Below are 15706 nucleotides of genomic sequence, written 5' to 3'. Positions count from 1 at the left end.
ATACTTCTCTCTCGGTGCAGGACCGTAAAGAAGCACGCTCGGTCAATTCGCTAGCCTTGTAAATAAAAGCAGCACGCACTCAAAACGTGAGCGCGCGGTAAAAAGTTCCGCAACTCAATCTTCACCAGGATGAACCCACCACGCATATGTGCGCCAGGCAACAACGGAGATTGACGCGCTGTGGGAAATCAACCATATTTTCTTTACGTGGCTGCGCTCGGTCCGGCCCAGCCGCCTTCCTGCGCATGCAGATCGTGAGTTCCGCGAGGCGTCGCGCTTCGCTTCAACGGCGATTCTGAGCATGCCGAAATGGCATCGCCATAACGGTGGGACGACATCATGTCCGCTCAGATTGGTCGCGACCATACTTTCCCCTCCGCGTGCAAGCGTTGCGGCGGGTTGCTGTACGAGAACTTCGAATTCTGCCCTTACTGCGGCGCGGATTATCCGCTCGACAAAGTTTTGCCAGGCACCCCTCCGAAAGCCACGCTGACACCCCTCGGTGCGACTGCGGCGGCGCCCCCTGCACCCGCAGCCGCGAAGATTGCGCCGGCAGGCGTGCCCGCAGCCGATGGACCACCGCTAAACCCTGGCTACCCTCACTCCGCGCAGCCCGCCATACATTTCGCGCACAGCTTGCCGTTTTCGCAGATGAGGCCGTGGATCTTTCCCAGGGGTTTGTTCGTCATCGCATTGATTCTTGCGTTCGCGTACGGTACGTATCTGCTGCTCGGTACGAACCGCCAGCGGGAGGGCACGGCCAGCGAAGCGACGCTGCATTCTTCGGGCGGCTCGGTTTCGACCCACTCGCCTGTGCAACAGACGGATGAAACGCCCGCTGCTGCACACACAGTGACCACCGCCGAGCCTCAATCGCCTCCGCCGAATGTGCAGGCTGCGCCGCCATTCACGGATGTGCCCAACGGATTGCGATTGGCGCGTAACAGCCTTACGCAAAGCAACCTGTTCGACGCGAAGGCAGCGGTCAATGCCGTGCTCGCGCGCGACGCGGAGAACGAGGAGGCACACGCGCTGCAAGGCGATATCGCGGCGCGCGAGCAACGGCGCGATAGTGCGTTGCAAAGCGCGGACAGCTGTGCCGCGCAGCGTGACTGGGCCTGCGTGCAGCAACAGGCTTCGGACGCGCTCGCGATTGATTCGAGCAGTCAAGCCGCGCAATCGTTGATGCAGCGCGCGATCGTATCGAACGCGTGGAAACCGCTCAACCCGCCCAATGGCGCCCCGCAAGCGAACGCCGCAGCACCCATGCCGCGCGCGGCTAACACCGTACGACTGCCGTCGTCGGAGGATTGGAACGCGAACTCATCGCCGCCGCCACTGCCGCGTGCGACGAATGCAACGAACGCGGCCAAGGCGACGAACGCAACGAATGCAACGAATGCAACGAATGCGGCGAATGGGACGAACGCGGCGACGCCCGCCAGTCCCGCCAGCGACGACAACAGCCCCGACGCACAGGCGCGGGCGATCGTGCAAAACGGCTGGACGCACCCTGCGCCACAAGGCGCCACGCATTGAGAAGGATTCCGGAACATAACGAAGTCAGCCGTACATCACAAACAGGGCGGGAGAGAGACCATGTTGAAAACGATACTAGCGGGAGTGGCGGCGCTGATCGCCTTGCTTTTCTCGGCGCTCGCAGTCGCCGCCGAGGCAGACGCGCACTACCGGATCGTGACTGGCCCAGAGCGCGGCACGTACATTCAGATCGGCCAGGACCTGGCGAAATGGGTAGCGCCGCCGGCGGGCATCGACCTCGAAGTGATTCCCTCGAAAGGCTCGGCGGAAAACGTGCAGCGCATGCGTTTCGAGCCGGGCGTGAAGCTCGCGCTCGTGCAGTCCGACGTCTACCAGGCCTACGTCGACATGGCCAATTCCGGCAACGAAGAGGCCGGCACGCTGATACGGCCGCTGCGGCTCATCATGCCGCTCTATGACGAGGAGATTTACTTTGTTGTGCGTAACGACTCGCCGATGAAGACGATCAACGAGATCAAGGACAAGGTGATCAGCGTCGGCCTGATCGGCAGCGGCACCGCGCAGTCGGCAACGACGCTCTACCGCCTCATGTTCGGCCAGACCATTCCTGATCAGAACGCGCAGCACCTGAGCAACGAAGACGCGCTGGCCGCGCTCATCGTCAAGAAGATCGATGTGGCGATCGTCGTCGCCGGGCAACCCGCCAAGCTCTTTACCGACATGAACCCCGAACTGCTGCAGCAGATCCGCTTCCTGCGCGTCGATCCAAACGCGCCAGAAACGGCGCGCGCGAAGCAAACCTATTATCCCGCGACGATTCACGTTTCGAGCTACCCGAACTGGCTGAAAGAAGACGTGCCGACCTGGACGGTCAAGGCCTTTCTCGTCACGTACGACTACAACCTGCGCGATACGGTCGGCAACCTGAAGCGCTTTGCCGACTCGCTCTGCGAGAACTTCGACAACCTGCAGGAGCACGGCCATCCGAAGTGGAAGCAGGTGAAACTCGAGCTACCCGGCCTCGGCAAAGGCTGGCAATACTATCAGCCCGTCGAGCGACGCCTGAAGGCCTGTTTCGCCCATCGCGCCGCGGCGCAGACCACAAAGGCACCGGCGACGGCGCAAGGCCCCGCACCCGCGCAAAGAGCCGATGGGCGGCCATGCTCGGATCAGGAGCGCTTGCTCCTGCTTTGCAAATAACCCCGCCAGTCATCCCCCACGGGAACGCGATCCGCGAAACGCGTAATCGGCGCGCAAGTCCAGCCTTCCAACGTCAGCACGACGTGGAAGCGGGTCCCCTTGCGCGCGCATGCAATCTCTCCTGGTATCTGCTTTCAGGATGTCCTAATGTCCATGGGTGCCGCGATGCCGGCACCTCGAGACGGTCTTCCCGATGCAGTGCGTCCTACCCTAACAACAAACAAGGAAACACCCATGAGAGATACTCCGTTCGCAGTCCGGCGTAAAACGGCGCGGTTCAGTGCCGCGATCGCAATGGCAAGCGCGGCGCTCGTGCCTGGCGCGCACGCTGCCGGCGACAACGCCAGTCACACAGCATTGAACAGACTGCCGCCATTCGTGGTGGCGAGCAGCCTGCAAACCACCAGCTACGATGGCGTCAGCGACGATCTGCTGACCGCCGGCCTCGGCAAGACCGGGCTCGCCGGTGGGCAGCCGACCATCGCGAATCCCGCGGCCCCGACGGCAGCGGAACTGCGCAGGCTTGCGATCTGGTCGAACTATCGCGCGCTCGTCGACATCAGTGCGAACGGCGGCTATGGCCGCTTCTGGGGGCCCAATGTCGATCTGTACGGCAACGACACACTGGGCGAAGGAAAAATTGCCGGCACCGAATATCTCGCGTTTGCCGACGACGGCAGCGGCCGCCAGAACGTCAGCCTGCTCGTGCAGGTGCCAACCAGTTTCGATCCGGCGAACCCGTGCATCGTGACCGCCACGTCGTCTGGCTCGCGCGGCGTGTATGGCGCGATTTCCGCGGCCGGCGAGTGGGGACTCAAGCGGGGCTGCGCGGTTGCCTATACCGACAAGGGCACCGGCAACGGCGCAGAAGAACTGATGAGCGGTCTCGTTACGTTGATCGATGGCCGCACGGCCGACGCCGCGACGGCGGGACGCACGAGCCTCTTCACCGCGAACGCGCCTGCGGGAGCGCTCGCCGCCTACAACCAGAAGTTTCCGAACCGCTACGCGTTCAAGCATGCGCATTCCCAGTTGAACCCTGAAGCAGACTGGGGCAAGGACACCCTCGAGGCAGTCCAGTTCGCATACTGGGTGCTCAACCAGCAGTTCGCGCCGCGCGTCGATGCATCGAATCACGGCGTGCGCTACGCGCCCGGAGACATCACGACGATCGCGGCTTCCGTGAGCAACGGCGGCGGCGCGTCGCTCGCGGCGGCCGAACAGGACACGGGCAAGTGGATCACGGCTGTCGTCGTTGGTGAGCCGCAGATCAACGTGCGGATGCCCGGCGACGCGCAAGTCAGGGAAGGCGGACAGCGTATTGCCGCGGCCGGCAAACCGCTGGCCGACTACATGACGCTTGCGAATCTGCTGCAACCCTGCGCCGCGCTCGCTGACGCCGCCGCTGGCGCGCCCTATCTCACAGCGCTGCCCGTTGCGACCACGACCGCGATTCGCCAGGCACGCTGCACGTCGCTCGCGTCGGCAGGCTACATACACGGCGGCGATACGCAAGCGCAGGCAAACGATGCGCTCGCACGCCTGCACGAAGCGGGCTATGAAGCGGACTCCGATCTGCTACAGGCGCCGATGTGGGATTCGCAAGCCGTGCCTGCCGTCGCGGTGACTTACGCCGATGCCTACACGAGGTCGAGCGTGCTGGACAACCTGTGCGGCTTCAACTTCGGCACGACGAACGCTGCGACGGGCGCTGCGGGCGTTGCGCCCGCCGTCTCGCCGATGCTCACGATCTTCGGCGTCGGTAACGGCGTGCCGCCGACCAATGGCATCAATCTCGTCTATAACGTCACGCCGCCGGGCGGCGCCGACCACCGGCTCGCCACGCCGGATGCCAGCTTCGCGGGCGCGGCCTGCCTGCGTGCGTTGTGGACGAAGGAAAATCCGCGCATGCACCAAAGCGTCCAGGCGATCAGCGTCAATGCGAACCTGCACGGCAAGCCCGCGATCATCGTGCAAGGCCGCAGCGATGCGCTCGTGCCGATCAACCATGCTTCGCGCGCGTATCTCGCCGCAAACAGCGAACGAGAAGGCTCGCGCAGCCGCGTGTCGCTTTACGAGGTGATGAACGGGCAGCACTTCGATGCCTTCCTCGCCGTGCCGGGCTTCGATACGCGCTTCGTGCCGGTTCACTACTACAACATCGCAGCGCTCAATCTGATGTGGAGTCACCTGAAGAACGGCACGCCGCTGCCGCCGTCGCAGGTCATCCGCACGATCCCGCGCGGCGGCAGTCCGGGCGCCGCGCCGCCGCTCGGCCTCGCGAACCTGCCGGCCATCGTGGACAATCCCGGCAGCAATGCGATTCGCGCTGACGATGGCGTCGTGAACGTGCCGCATTGAGGTGCGAAGGAAGTTGGCGCGGCAAGCGCCTCACACCAGCAGTTGCCGCGCCAGCACTTCCCTCGCCTGCGTCACGGTGTCCCCTTCGCCGGGATGCGGTGGCATGAGCGAGAACACGGCGTCGGGCAAGGCCGGCAGCCGATGCTTCGGGCCGAGACGTACGAGGCCCTCCCCAATTGCGGATGCGCACAGGCATCCCACACCGAGACCGGCTGCGAGCATGGACTGCAGCCCGGCCACGCCCGACGCGCTGTGAACGAGCACGTACGGTATGTCGTTTTCTTCGAGAGACCGCACCGCGACCTGGTGCATCATGCAGTCGCCCGGCAGCAGCACGAGCGGCAGCGCTTGCGGCAACTGTTCTACGAGCGCGGGCGACGCGACCCAGTAGAGTGGCTCGCGCAGCAACTCCCAGCGCGTATCCGCGTCGGTGGCGGCGGGCCGGAACGGGCCGCTCGACAGGTGCATGACCACGCCGAGATCGATCTGCCGCTTCGCATACGCGACCTCGATGTCGGCGCTCTTCATCGCGCTCACGTGCAAGCTCAGTTGCGGATAGCAGTCGCGCAGACGCACCAGCAGACCCGCCACCTCGTTGGTGCGGAAGTACTCGGTAATCGCGACGCGCAACTCTCCCTTGATGGCCTGGCCGCGCACTTCGTCGAACGCGGCTTCGTTGAGCGCCACGAGGCGCCGCGCGTGCTCCAGCAGCCGCACGCCCGCAGGCGTGAGCTCGACGCCGCGCTTGCTGCGCAGGAAAAGCGGGACGCCCGCGCGCACCTCGAGCTTGCGCACCTGCTCGCTGATCGTGGATTGCGAAAGATGCAGCAACGGTGCCGCCGCCGAAAGGCTGCCCACGTTCGCCACGGCCGCGAACGTCTTCAACTGGTCGAATTCGAAACCGCGCATGCCATTCCCCATCCATCGAATAACTCGATGGATGGTACCACTTATTCCCGCTTTTCCGGACCTTCGAGTGTCGTCAGAATGTCGGTTCGATAGCGAGGCTGCGCGCCCGGCGGAGCAGTCCGACCCTTTTTCACTGAGCACACTCATGTCTGACAATACGTACGCCGTCTGCCCCGCGGCGCCCCGCGCGGCCGCCGATGCGGGCCGCAGCCATCACGGCTGGGCATTGGTCGTTTTGCTGGTGGGCGCCATCCTGCCGCCGCTCGACTACTTCATCGTGAACCTGGCGCTGCCCGCCATCCGCGACGGACTCGGGGCGAACGCATCGGAACTCCAACTGGTCGTCTCGGCCTACGCGTGCGCGAACGCAGTGATGCTGATCACCGGCGGGCGCCTCGGCGACCTGTACGGCCGCAAGCGCATCTTCATGATCGGCATGGCGGGTTTCGTCGTCGCCTCCACGTTCTGCGGCCTCGCCACCAGCGGCACGGCGCTCGTTGCCGGGCGCATCTTGCAGGGCCTGTTCGCCGCGACCCTCGCGCCGCAGGTGCTCGCCACCATCCGCAGCGTGTTCACGCCGCACGAGCAGGTGCGCGTAATGGGCCTTTATGCATTCGTTTTCGGCGTTGCGGCAGTGATCGGCCAGCTTGGCGGCGGCGCGCTCATCAGCCTGCACCCGTTCGGTCTGGGCTGGCGCGCGATCTTTCTCGTCAACCTGCCGATCGGCGTGTTCGCGCTCATTGGCAGTTGGCGCTTCATACCGGAAAGCCGGCCGCCGCGCGGCAAGCGCATCGACGTACCGGGCACCCTGCTGCTTTCGCTGTTTCTGCTGATGCTCGTTTATCCGCTCACGCGCGGGCGCGAGTCCGGCTGGCCGTTGTGGATGCTCGCCTGCCTCATCGGCTCGCTGCCCATGCTGGGCCTGCTGTTGCGCGTGGAATGGCGCAGCCTCGTCAACGGCAAAGATCCCCTGCTCGACGTACGCCTCTTCCGCAATCCGGTCATCGCGCTTGGCCTCGTGCTGGCGTTCCTCTTCTATACGATGAGCGCGTTTTTCCTGACCTACGGCATCTATCTGCAAGGCGGCCTGCACTGGACGCCGCTCGCATCGGGACTCGCGATCCTGCCGTTCGGCCTCGGCTTTCTTTCGAGCCCGTTGCTGATGCCGCGCCTCGTGCACCGCTTCGGCGGCTACCGCGTGCTGACGCTGGGCTTCGTGCTGCTCGCGGGCGGGCTCGCCATTGCGGCAGCGCTCGCGGGCGTGGCCGAACCCGGCGCCGGGTTCTATCTGGGACTTGCGGCGATTGGCATCGGCCAGGGGCTCGTTCTGCCCTCTGTCGTGCGCATCGTGCTTGCCGAAGTCGAGCCCGAGCGCGCGGGTATCGCCTCGGGCATGGTCACGGCAACGCTGCAGATCGGCGCCGCCGTTGGCGCGGCCACGCTAGGCGGCCTGTTCTTCTCGAAGCTCGGCGCGGCGCCCGGCGCGCTCGACTACGCTCAGGCGTTCAGGACCACGATGTTCGTGCTCGCCGCGATCCTGCTGCCTTGCGCGCTACTCTCGACCGCGCTCGGACCGCTGCATCGACGCACCCATGAAAACGGTCCGGGCACACGGTAATTTGCTCTGGAATCCTCTGGATCGAAAGTCGATCCGCGCGTCATCCTGGCGGTTGCTCCGATCAGAAGGTCGTGCGAATGCCGACGTTGGCGCCGACCGTCGTGCCCGGCGGCAAACCCAGGCCTTCCGCAGCCAATCCGAGACCTTGCAGCCCGCCCACTCCGCTACCGCCGCTGTCCACCGTCAGACCCGAACCCAGGCAGACACCGTTGTGCGCGCAAGTGTTATTCACGAGGCCGACCTGCGCATACAGTGACGTGCGCTTCGACAGGAAGAATTGCGAGCCGATCGCGCCCATCACCGAATGACCGCCGGAGTTCACGCGATCCTGCTGGTAGTACACGCCGGCATTCAGATCGAGATACGGCAGCGGGAAATAATCGAAACCGCCGCTATAGATGTTCACGCTCGTATTGGTCGAATACATCAGCGACGGATTCACCGAGACGGGCACGCTGTTTGCCTTGAAATTGGCGAACGCCGCCTTGGCAATCAGTCCGCCGAATTTGTAGCTCATCCCGGCGGTATAAGCGCGCACGTTGATTGGATAAAGCTGGCCAATGCTCGCGAGCGCGCTGTCGGCTGCGTTGTTGGTGCTGATGTACGCCGCCGCGGCGAGGAAAGTGCCGTTGGTGTAGCGAGCGCTGACCGACCATGCACGGCCAGTCTGGAAGGAACCGGCGACGCCGCCGAGCGCGAACAGGCCCGCCGCCTGGAACCCGCCTATGTCGGGCGACGTATACGACACCGCATTGGGCATGAAGACAGCCGCGATCAGACTGTTTTCGCTGACGGGCGTGAGAATGCTGCCGAATTCTCCGGCACCGCGCGGGTCGAGCGTGTAAATGATGTTGAAGAATGGCGAGATCTGCAGGCCGGCCATGACCGTACCGAAGCCGCCCGACAAACCGACCTCGGCGATACGGTTGAACAGCCCGTTGTTGCCGCCCGGGTTATCGAAGCCGCCATTGGCGAGATCGATACCGCTTTCGAGCTTGAATTCCGCCTTGAGGCCGCCGCCCAAATCCTCTTTTCCTGTCAAACCCCAGAGCGAAGGCGAATAGCCCGAGTTCGTGAGCTGGAACACGTGGCCCGTGCCCGTGCTGCCATTGAATTCCGGTGTCGAATGACTCAGATACATCATGCCGACATCGGCGATGCCATACAGCGTCACGCTCCCGTCCGCATACGCCGCGCTGGCCGCACAGAGCGCCGCGGCGGCCACAGATGCCTTAAGTGGCCATTTCCGTTGCTTCGCCATCTTCGTGAGTCTCCTGTCTTTAGAGATGGTTTTTAAAATAGTTATGTGTTGTCTTGCTGATGATTATTCCGTTACATACATTTCGGATTCCATAACATCTATCGTTCACGCTTCGATGAAATCCCGATGCTTCATGTCCCCGCTACGCTTTTGAACGGAAGCTGGCGACGTCCCTAGACGGTTACGTCCGAATGACTTTCGCAGAGCCCGGCGACGGCCTGCGAGGCGACGACGCGCATCTGCCCGAAAACCAGCCCCTTCCATTCGTCGTTGTCGCAGAAGAACGCATCCTTCAGGTTTTGCCGGATCTGCGCGGCAGTGGCGGCCTCGCATTCCGGATGACGATGAAGCCAGTGATCGGCGCGCAACGCCTGCAACACCTGCAAGGGCTCGTAAGTGCCGAATTCGAGGCCTAGCGTCGTCTTTTCGACGTCCGGGAATTCGTCGTACAAAAACGTGATGATCGGGCCTTGCACGTCGGCCGAAATCGAACCCGGTTCATGGATCGGCTTCACATCGTTGCCCCACCAACGGCGCGCTCTTTCCAGTTCGGAGCAATCGGTGCTCATGAAGATCTTTTCACCGTGACCGTATGGGCCCAGTCCCGTATGGAGATCGATCCACGCGAGTCGCCGATAGTCGCTTGCGTGCGCGTGCAGGATCGCGTGGACGGCCCGCGTGCTCCAGCTCGTGTGCGCGCCGCCGTAGAACATGCCGTCCGGTACCGCGTACTGTCCCTTCGACACCGTATTGCGCAACGCCTCTTCGCCGTGCGTCTGGATGTAAGCCCCGAGAGCGGCCTGATTGGCCGTGTCGGGCGGCCAAACCTGCGGCAACAGCAAGGGATCGAGCGCTACGTACCCAGAATTTGAATCGGCGAGCGCCGAATAGTCCGCGCTATTGCGATTCAGATCGACGTTGTCTTCGTTCACCCGGCGCAGATGCGCGAATCCGTACGGATTGACGCCGTGAATCATCAACAGCGCGACGCCGCGCCGTTTCGCGTCGGCAAGGAAGGCCGCGTCCTCGAGCAACCCAACCTGACAACCCGATCCACAGAAACCCTCAACCCCATGCGTGCCCGAAGTGATGATGAGCAACGACCGAGCGCCGGCAGGTCCGTGGACCGCGAGATCGATTGACAGGCACCCGCCATCGGGGCCGGCAGCCGTTGGGTGCACGGCCTGCTTCAGTTCGAACCCGCCAGCGCGTGCCGCCTGCGTGAATCGCTCGCGCGCCTGCGCAAAGGAAGCGGAGAAATATTTTTTTATTACCATGCAGTGACCCCGATGAGATGCACGCGAGGCGTGCGTTCGGCCACAATGATCATGACTAACGCACCGGCGCACAAGGCAATAAAAAAACCGCCTTGATAACGCTTTTTTATCCCCTGGAGCAGAATGAAACTTCGTCAATTGCGGGTATTCCTGAGTGTCGCCGAGCAGGGCAGCTTGCATGGCGCCGCGCGCGCACTGCGTTTGACGCAACCCGCCGTCACGGTCACGATCCGCGAACTGGAACGGACGCTGGGCGTACCGCTCGTCGTGCGTTCGGTCAACGGCATTGCGCTCACCGAATATGGCGTCGTGTTTCAGCGCCGCGCACGCATGCTGGTCAACGACGTGCGGCACATTCATGAAGAAATGTCGGCCATGCTCAATGGCGCTGGCGGCGAGGTCGCCGTGTCCGCGTCATCGGCCGTTGCCTGCGCGTTGCTGCCCCAGGCGTTTGGGCAGTTTCGCGCACAGAATCCCGATACCTCCGTGACCGTGCGCGAATTGGCGCTGCCCGCCGCGCTCAATGCGCTGCGCGACGGAGACACCGACTTCGCGGTCATCACGGCTGTCGCGGACACGCAATGGCCCGATTTCGTCGAGCATCGGAAAATCATGTCGATGCCGTTGCTGGTCGTGGCGCGCCAGGGCCATCCGCTCGCGCAGGCTCGCTCGATGTCGATGCTGCACGCAGCGGAATGGCTCGTGCCTTGCGAGCCCGGCGACGAAATCGACAAGGGGTTCAGCGCCTACTTCCACTCGCTCGGGCTGTCCGCACCCAGCAGGATCATGCGCTGCCAGGCATTGGCGCCGTCCGTCGCCTTGATCGCGAAGACCGATGTGATTTGCGTGGCCACGCTGCCGACGTTCCAGCTCGAGATGAAGCGCCGCAGGATCCGCGAACTGAAGATCCACGAGCAGTTTCCCGACATGGACGTCTACGTCGTGCAAAGGCGGGAGCGTCCGCTCACCACGGCGGCAGCGTGCTTTCTCGCCTGCGTCGAGGAAGCGGCCATTCAGTGAAGCGCTTGCGGTTACATTGGATACCTAATCATATTATCCGCGTTACAGCGCCTATTCACCCACGGGTGGAAACACATTCCAGTAGCCGTCGTCGTGCTGAAAGAAGAACAGCGCGTGAAATCCCGTTGTCTGGCGCGTCTCCACGCACACATAGCGTGCCCTGCCCGAGGGGGTATGGCCAAACGCGGTGACATGCACCGGCGCGGTGGGTGCGAGCCATTTTTCGACCTGATAACGCAGTGACTGCGTCTTCGTGCGTCTCATCTGGTCCTCCCAGACATCGGTTGGTTTTGCGGCCGTTTCACCAAAAGTGGCGAAAAAACCTGCGCAAACCGGCGCGCTTGATGCATGGCGCAATTCTTACCGCGCCGCATCAAGTGCTTGAGAAAGCACTTTAACTATAGACAGAAAAGCCTTTCACAATATCAATTTCAGCAAGATAGCAACACAATTTCGGAAACCGGGAAACACGCGCAGGGCAGCGTCGGGCACCGTTGGCTGATGCGCCGCACCAGGCGGCCAAATGAATGGAAACGTTCGCGATGGGCGGAGGCGCGGGAACCAGGCGTATCCTGACTTCTGGTAGTTGGCAACCGGGATCTTTTGCCAGGCGATTGAAGTGATGAGAAACGTCTATGTTGCGATTTACATCCTGTTGTTGATTGCCGTTGTCGTCGGCGTGGATTTTATTTTCCTCAAGCATCTTTTCTGGCTACGGCTGGCCGTGAACATCGGCATTGTCCTTGTGTTTGCCGCCGTCTATTTCGCATTATTAAAGGATCTGTGAGCCTGTCGCCGCAGGTGAAGGACGCAGACCCTGCACAGCGCCCCAGGCACCCATTGCACACACGACCGCCCCCACGAAAACAACGAGCCACAGATAAACCCCGCGAGGCCGATACCGTTGTGGCAGCGCAGTGACACTGAGCGCGACAAGCAACCCCAACACGAGCGGCAACATCAGCGTGTTGACCACCTGCGCCGCAACGTTCAGGGAAACGAGGTCGGGCGCGAGCCAGACAGCCCACGCACTGCCTGCAACGGCCAGCGCATACGCGCCATAGAACCAGGGCGCACGGTCGGGACGGTCCTCGAGCGACGCCCTGTACCCGAACACATCGCCGAGCCCCCATGCCAGCGCGAGAGAACTCACGATGGCCGCCACCAGCGCCGCACCGAGCACGCCCGCGCCGAATAGCAGGCGGCCCGCAAACGGGCCCGTTACGGCAACGAGCGCGTTGCTGATTTCGCCAATGCTGTCGAGCGAGCGAGGCTCACCATGCGCCGATAACGTCGCGGCCGCAGCGACGAGCACCGCTGCCGTGAGCAACTGCGTGAGAACCGCGCCGACCGCCGTCTCGACCCTCGCCGATGTGAAGTCCTTCGCTGTGAGGCTGTCCGCGACCGCGGCCTGCTGATAGAACACCATCCACGGATTGAACGTCGCGCCAATGAGGGCTGCGGCCAGATAGCCGGCTTCGTGGCCACCGGTTGCCAGGTGAGTCATCTGCGGAACCATGACCCGAAGATTGTGGCGCGCGCTCCATGCGACGGCGAAAAACGTCAGGTCGAATGCGCCGATGGCAATGGCGATCCGGTCCACGCGCTTGTGCGAGCCGGTGAGCACGATGCCTGTCAACAGAATGACGGCGAGCGGCAACGTGATGGAGCGCGATACGCCATACATTTCCCCCACGCCAGCAACGCCAGTGAACTCCGTCACGAGCGACCCCAGCACAGCCACGACGAGTCCGGCCGCGGCCAGCGCCGCCCAAACTGGTCCGAAGCGCGAGCGGATGAGTTCGCCATAGCCTCGCCCGGTGAAAATGCCGAGGCGCACAGTCAACTCCTGAACCATGTAAAGCAGCGGGACGAGCGCAAGCAGCACGGGCAAGAGCCGCAGCCCCGTTTGCGCGCCGGCCTGTGCGGCCGCAACGACGTTTCCGGCGTCGCAGTCGGCAAGCATCACGAGGAGCCCAGGGCCCCATAGGGCGAGCCGGCGCAGTCCTCGCGAAGCGGTTTCCTTGAGCGTCGGGAGACGGGTCATGCGTTCTGAAAGGATGCGCCTGTAGTATCTGACGAGCGATTGTAGCGTGCGAGTCAGAGCGCGCTGTCCCGCAGCGCCTTCGACCACACTTCGGGGATATGACATGACGATGACCTGGCTCCTTTTGGGTTGCGGCTTTGGTGGGGGCCTTCTGATGGCAATCTGGGGCATATGGAATCTCAGGCAACCGGACGCCCACGCGAATCAGGAGGATGTTGCAGACGAGACACCTGTCTCCCGATCACAGCCTTCGTGACGCCGCGTTGCCCGCACCAGCCGCGAGACCAGGCCCGACGTTCCCACTCCACGCCCCGACCCGAGGGTCGTTGAATTTCATTTCCCTTACCCATGGCCTCTATACCCGCGCGTTCTTCCACTCAAACGACAGACGTCCCTCCCGCCCTTATTCTGGGTGCCATAGGCGTGGTTTTCGGGGACATCGGAACCAGCCCGCTCTACACGTTGCGCGAATGCCTGAAAGCCGCCGGCGGAATTAGCCAGACCAACGTATTCGGGATCGTGTCGCTGATCCTCTGGTCGATCATCATCGTCGTGACGCTCAAGTACGTGAGCTTCGTCATGCGTGCGGACAATGACGGCGAAGGCGGCATTCTGGCGCTTACGGCACTGGCCGCTCGCGTGGCGCCCGTGCGGCTACGCGCTGTACTTCTGACGCTCGGCGTTTTCGGCGCCGCGATGTTTTACGGCGACTCGATGATCACACCGGCGATTTCGGTCATCTCGGCGGTGGAAGGCGTCGAACTCGTGGATCCTCATCTGGCCACGTGGGTCGTGCCGATTGCACTCATCATCCTGACCGGCCTGTTCAAGCTGCAAAAACGCGGCACAGGCGCGGTCGGAAGCGTTTTCGGACCGGTCATGATCATATGGTTCTTGACGCTTGCCGTACTCGGCGTTTTTCATATCGCACGCAACCCTGGCATATTGCGAGGCGCATCGCCGTCTTACGCGTTGAGCTTCGTTGCGCACGCACCCGGTACGGCGTTCGTCGTCCTCGGCTCCGTTTTCCTCGCGTTGACGGGAGGCGAAGCGCTCTATGCGGACATGGGGCACTTCGGCAAGACGCCTATCCGGCTCGCGTGGCTGCTGCTCGTCCTGCCAAGTCTCATTCTCAACTACTTCGGCCAGGCCGCGCTCGTACTCTCGACGCCTTCGGCGCTCACGCAGCCATTCTTTTCTCAGGCACCGGGTTGGGCTCTGCTTCCGCTGGTGTTGCTGGCAACGGCGGCAACGATCATCGCGTCGCAGGCCGTCATTTCCGGCGCGTTTTCCATGACGAAGCAGGCAGTCCAGCTGGGCTTGCTGCCCCGCATTCCTGTCGTACACACTTCGACGCACGAAGTGGGTCAGGTCTACGTGCCATTCATCAACGTATCGCTCTATGCCGCCGTCGTATTCCTCGTCGTGTTCTTCCGGTCTTCCGATAATCTCGCGGCCGCTTATGGCATTGCCGTCGCTTCGACGATGCTGCTGACGACGCTGCTCATGTATTTCATCACCCACTGCCTGTGGAACTGGAAACCGCTCGCAACGGCGGCTGTGATCGGCCCGCTGGCCGTTGTGGATGCGATATTCGTCGCGAGCAATGCGGGCAAGATCCTCGATGGCGGATGGTTTCCTCTGCTGGCGGGCGCCGTGCTGTTCACCATCATGACAACATGGCATCGCGGGCGGGAAATGGTCGTCGAGCGCGTGAAAAGCGACAACCTGCCGCTGCCGTCATTCATTCGTTCGTTGTGTGATGGATCGCACCCGCCTCCCCGCGTGGGCGGAACGGCTGTGTTTCCCGGCGGCGTGCCCGGCATGACGCCGAGCGCGTTCATGCACAATCTCAAGCATAACGGCGTGATGCACGAGACCAATATCTTTTTGGCCGGCACGACAGAAAACGTTCCGCACGTACCCGAAAGCGAGAAAGTCTCGGTTAGCGATCTTGGGCACGGATGCTACGCCGTCGCGGCGCGCCATGGTTTCATGGAAATGCCCAACGTCCCGGCACTCCTGCTGCTCGTGCAGAAGCAGATACCCTCATGGCAGTATGAACCGGCGGCAACATCGTTCTTCCTGGCCCGCGACACGATCCTCGCCACCGCACAGAGCAAAGGCATGTCGTTATGGCGCGAGAAGCTTTTCGCGTTCATGGCGCGCAACGCGGCGCAAGCGGCCGAGTATTACAGCCTGCCCGCGAACCGGGTTGTCGAGATGGGTGGACAGATCAATCTCTAAGGCACCCAATACGGCGTATCACTGGAGAAAAACAACGCATGGCGAATGATGACCCGACCATAATAATTCCCAGGCGAACGCCGGAATCCGCGGCCATGACCGCAAACCTCAGACGCGCGATGGCGATCACCACCACGATGAACCGGTTGACCTTCAACGATGCCGATGAAGTCCGGGCCTTGTTCAGCGAACTCATTGGCAAGAAGGTCGACGACAGCGTTCTACTGATTCCGCCGTTCTACACGACCGGTGGGGTCGATATCCGC

General features: G+C 62.8%; 12 protein-coding genes and 1 pseudogene. 8 read left to right on the top strand and 5 right to left on the bottom strand.

Going from position 1 to position 15706, the window contains the following annotated elements:
* Positions 1–339: 339 nt before the first annotated feature.
* The 3 genes from L0U83_RS23745 (at position 340) to L0U83_RS23735 (ending at position 5061) form a co-directional block, all read left to right on the top strand.
* Complete coding sequence (locus L0U83_RS23745; RefSeq protein WP_233886635.1) at positions 340–1539, top strand: zinc ribbon domain-containing protein; 1200 nt, start codon at positions 340–342, stop codon at positions 1537–1539.
* A gap of 60 nt (positions 1540–1599) precedes the next feature.
* Positions 1600–2700: a TAXI family TRAP transporter solute-binding subunit gene (locus tag L0U83_RS23740; protein ID WP_233886634.1), complete on the top strand. Its 1101-nt coding sequence runs from the start codon at positions 1600–1602 to the stop codon at positions 2698–2700.
* 234 nt (positions 2701–2934) lie between these two features.
* The gene (locus L0U83_RS23735) at positions 2935–5061 is read left to right on the top strand and encodes a D-(-)-3-hydroxybutyrate oligomer hydrolase (protein WP_233886633.1); all 2127 of its coding nucleotides are present in this window, start codon (positions 2935–2937) and stop codon (positions 5059–5061) included.
* A 30-nt stretch (positions 5062–5091) separates the two neighbouring features.
* Here the strand turns inward: L0U83_RS23735 and L0U83_RS23730 are convergent, their stop codons facing one another.
* Positions 5092–5970, bottom strand: a complete 879-nt coding sequence (locus tag L0U83_RS23730) for a LysR family transcriptional regulator (RefSeq protein WP_233886632.1) — start codon at positions 5968–5970, stop codon at positions 5092–5094.
* Positions 5971–6115: 145 nt separating this feature from the next.
* On the opposite strand from L0U83_RS23730, the gene L0U83_RS23725 reads away from it, so the two are divergent.
* Complete coding sequence (locus tag L0U83_RS23725; RefSeq protein WP_233886631.1) at positions 6116–7588, top strand: MFS transporter; 1473 nt, start codon at positions 6116–6118, stop codon at positions 7586–7588.
* Between the two features lie 61 nt (positions 7589–7649).
* Here the strand turns inward: L0U83_RS23725 and L0U83_RS23720 are convergent, their stop codons facing one another.
* Positions 7650–8849, bottom strand: a complete 1200-nt coding sequence (locus tag L0U83_RS23720; RefSeq protein ID WP_233886630.1) for a porin — start codon at positions 8847–8849, stop codon at positions 7650–7652.
* A 173-nt stretch (positions 8850–9022) separates the two neighbouring features.
* Positions 9023–10126 carry a M14 family metallopeptidase gene (locus L0U83_RS23715; RefSeq protein WP_233886629.1) on the bottom strand — a complete coding sequence of 368 codons (1104 nt, stop codon included), beginning with the start codon at positions 10124–10126 and terminating at the stop codon, positions 9023–9025.
* Positions 10127–10249: 123 nt separating this feature from the next.
* On the opposite strand from L0U83_RS23715, the gene L0U83_RS23710 reads away from it, so the two are divergent.
* Positions 10250–11146 (top strand): LysR substrate-binding domain-containing protein, encoded by an 897-nt coding sequence (locus tag L0U83_RS23710; protein ID WP_233886628.1) that lies wholly within the window; start codon positions 10250–10252, stop codon positions 11144–11146.
* A 51-nt stretch (positions 11147–11197) separates the two neighbouring features.
* Here the strand turns inward: L0U83_RS23710 and L0U83_RS23705 are convergent, their stop codons facing one another.
* A complete protein-coding gene (locus L0U83_RS23705; RefSeq protein WP_233886627.1) occupies positions 11198–11410 on the bottom strand; it encodes a hypothetical protein in 213 nt (70 codons plus the stop codon).
* Positions 11411–11768: 358 nt separating this feature from the next.
* On the opposite strand from L0U83_RS23705, the gene L0U83_RS23700 reads away from it, so the two are divergent.
* Positions 11769–11933: a hypothetical protein gene (locus L0U83_RS23700; protein ID WP_233886626.1), complete on the top strand. Its 165-nt coding sequence runs from the start codon at positions 11769–11771 to the stop codon at positions 11931–11933.
* Here the strand turns inward: L0U83_RS23700 and L0U83_RS23695 are convergent.
* Positions 11919–13193 carry an NRAMP family divalent metal transporter gene (locus L0U83_RS23695; protein ID WP_233886625.1) on the bottom strand — a complete coding sequence of 425 codons (1275 nt, stop codon included), beginning with the start codon at positions 13191–13193 and terminating at the stop codon, positions 11919–11921. The two genes, L0U83_RS23700 and L0U83_RS23695, sit on opposite strands and share 15 nt — an antisense overlap.
* A gap of 348 nt (positions 13194–13541) precedes the next feature.
* Between L0U83_RS23695 and L0U83_RS23690 the strand changes: the two genes are divergently transcribed.
* Positions 13542–15440 (top strand): potassium transporter Kup, encoded by a 1899-nt coding sequence (locus L0U83_RS23690; RefSeq protein WP_233886624.1) that lies wholly within the window; start codon positions 13542–13544, stop codon positions 15438–15440.
* A gap of 38 nt (positions 15441–15478) precedes the next feature.
* Positions 15479–15706: pseudogene (locus L0U83_RS23685) on the top strand (sugar O-acetyltransferase); the annotation flags it as partial.

Origin of the sequence: Paraburkholderia flagellata, assembly GCF_021390645.1 — a bacterium.
GTDB lineage: Bacteria > Pseudomonadota > Gammaproteobacteria > Burkholderiales > Burkholderiaceae > Paraburkholderia > Paraburkholderia flagellata.
The sequence above is the reverse complement of the archived record's forward strand: the minus strand, read 5'-3'. Positions and strand labels throughout refer to the sequence as shown.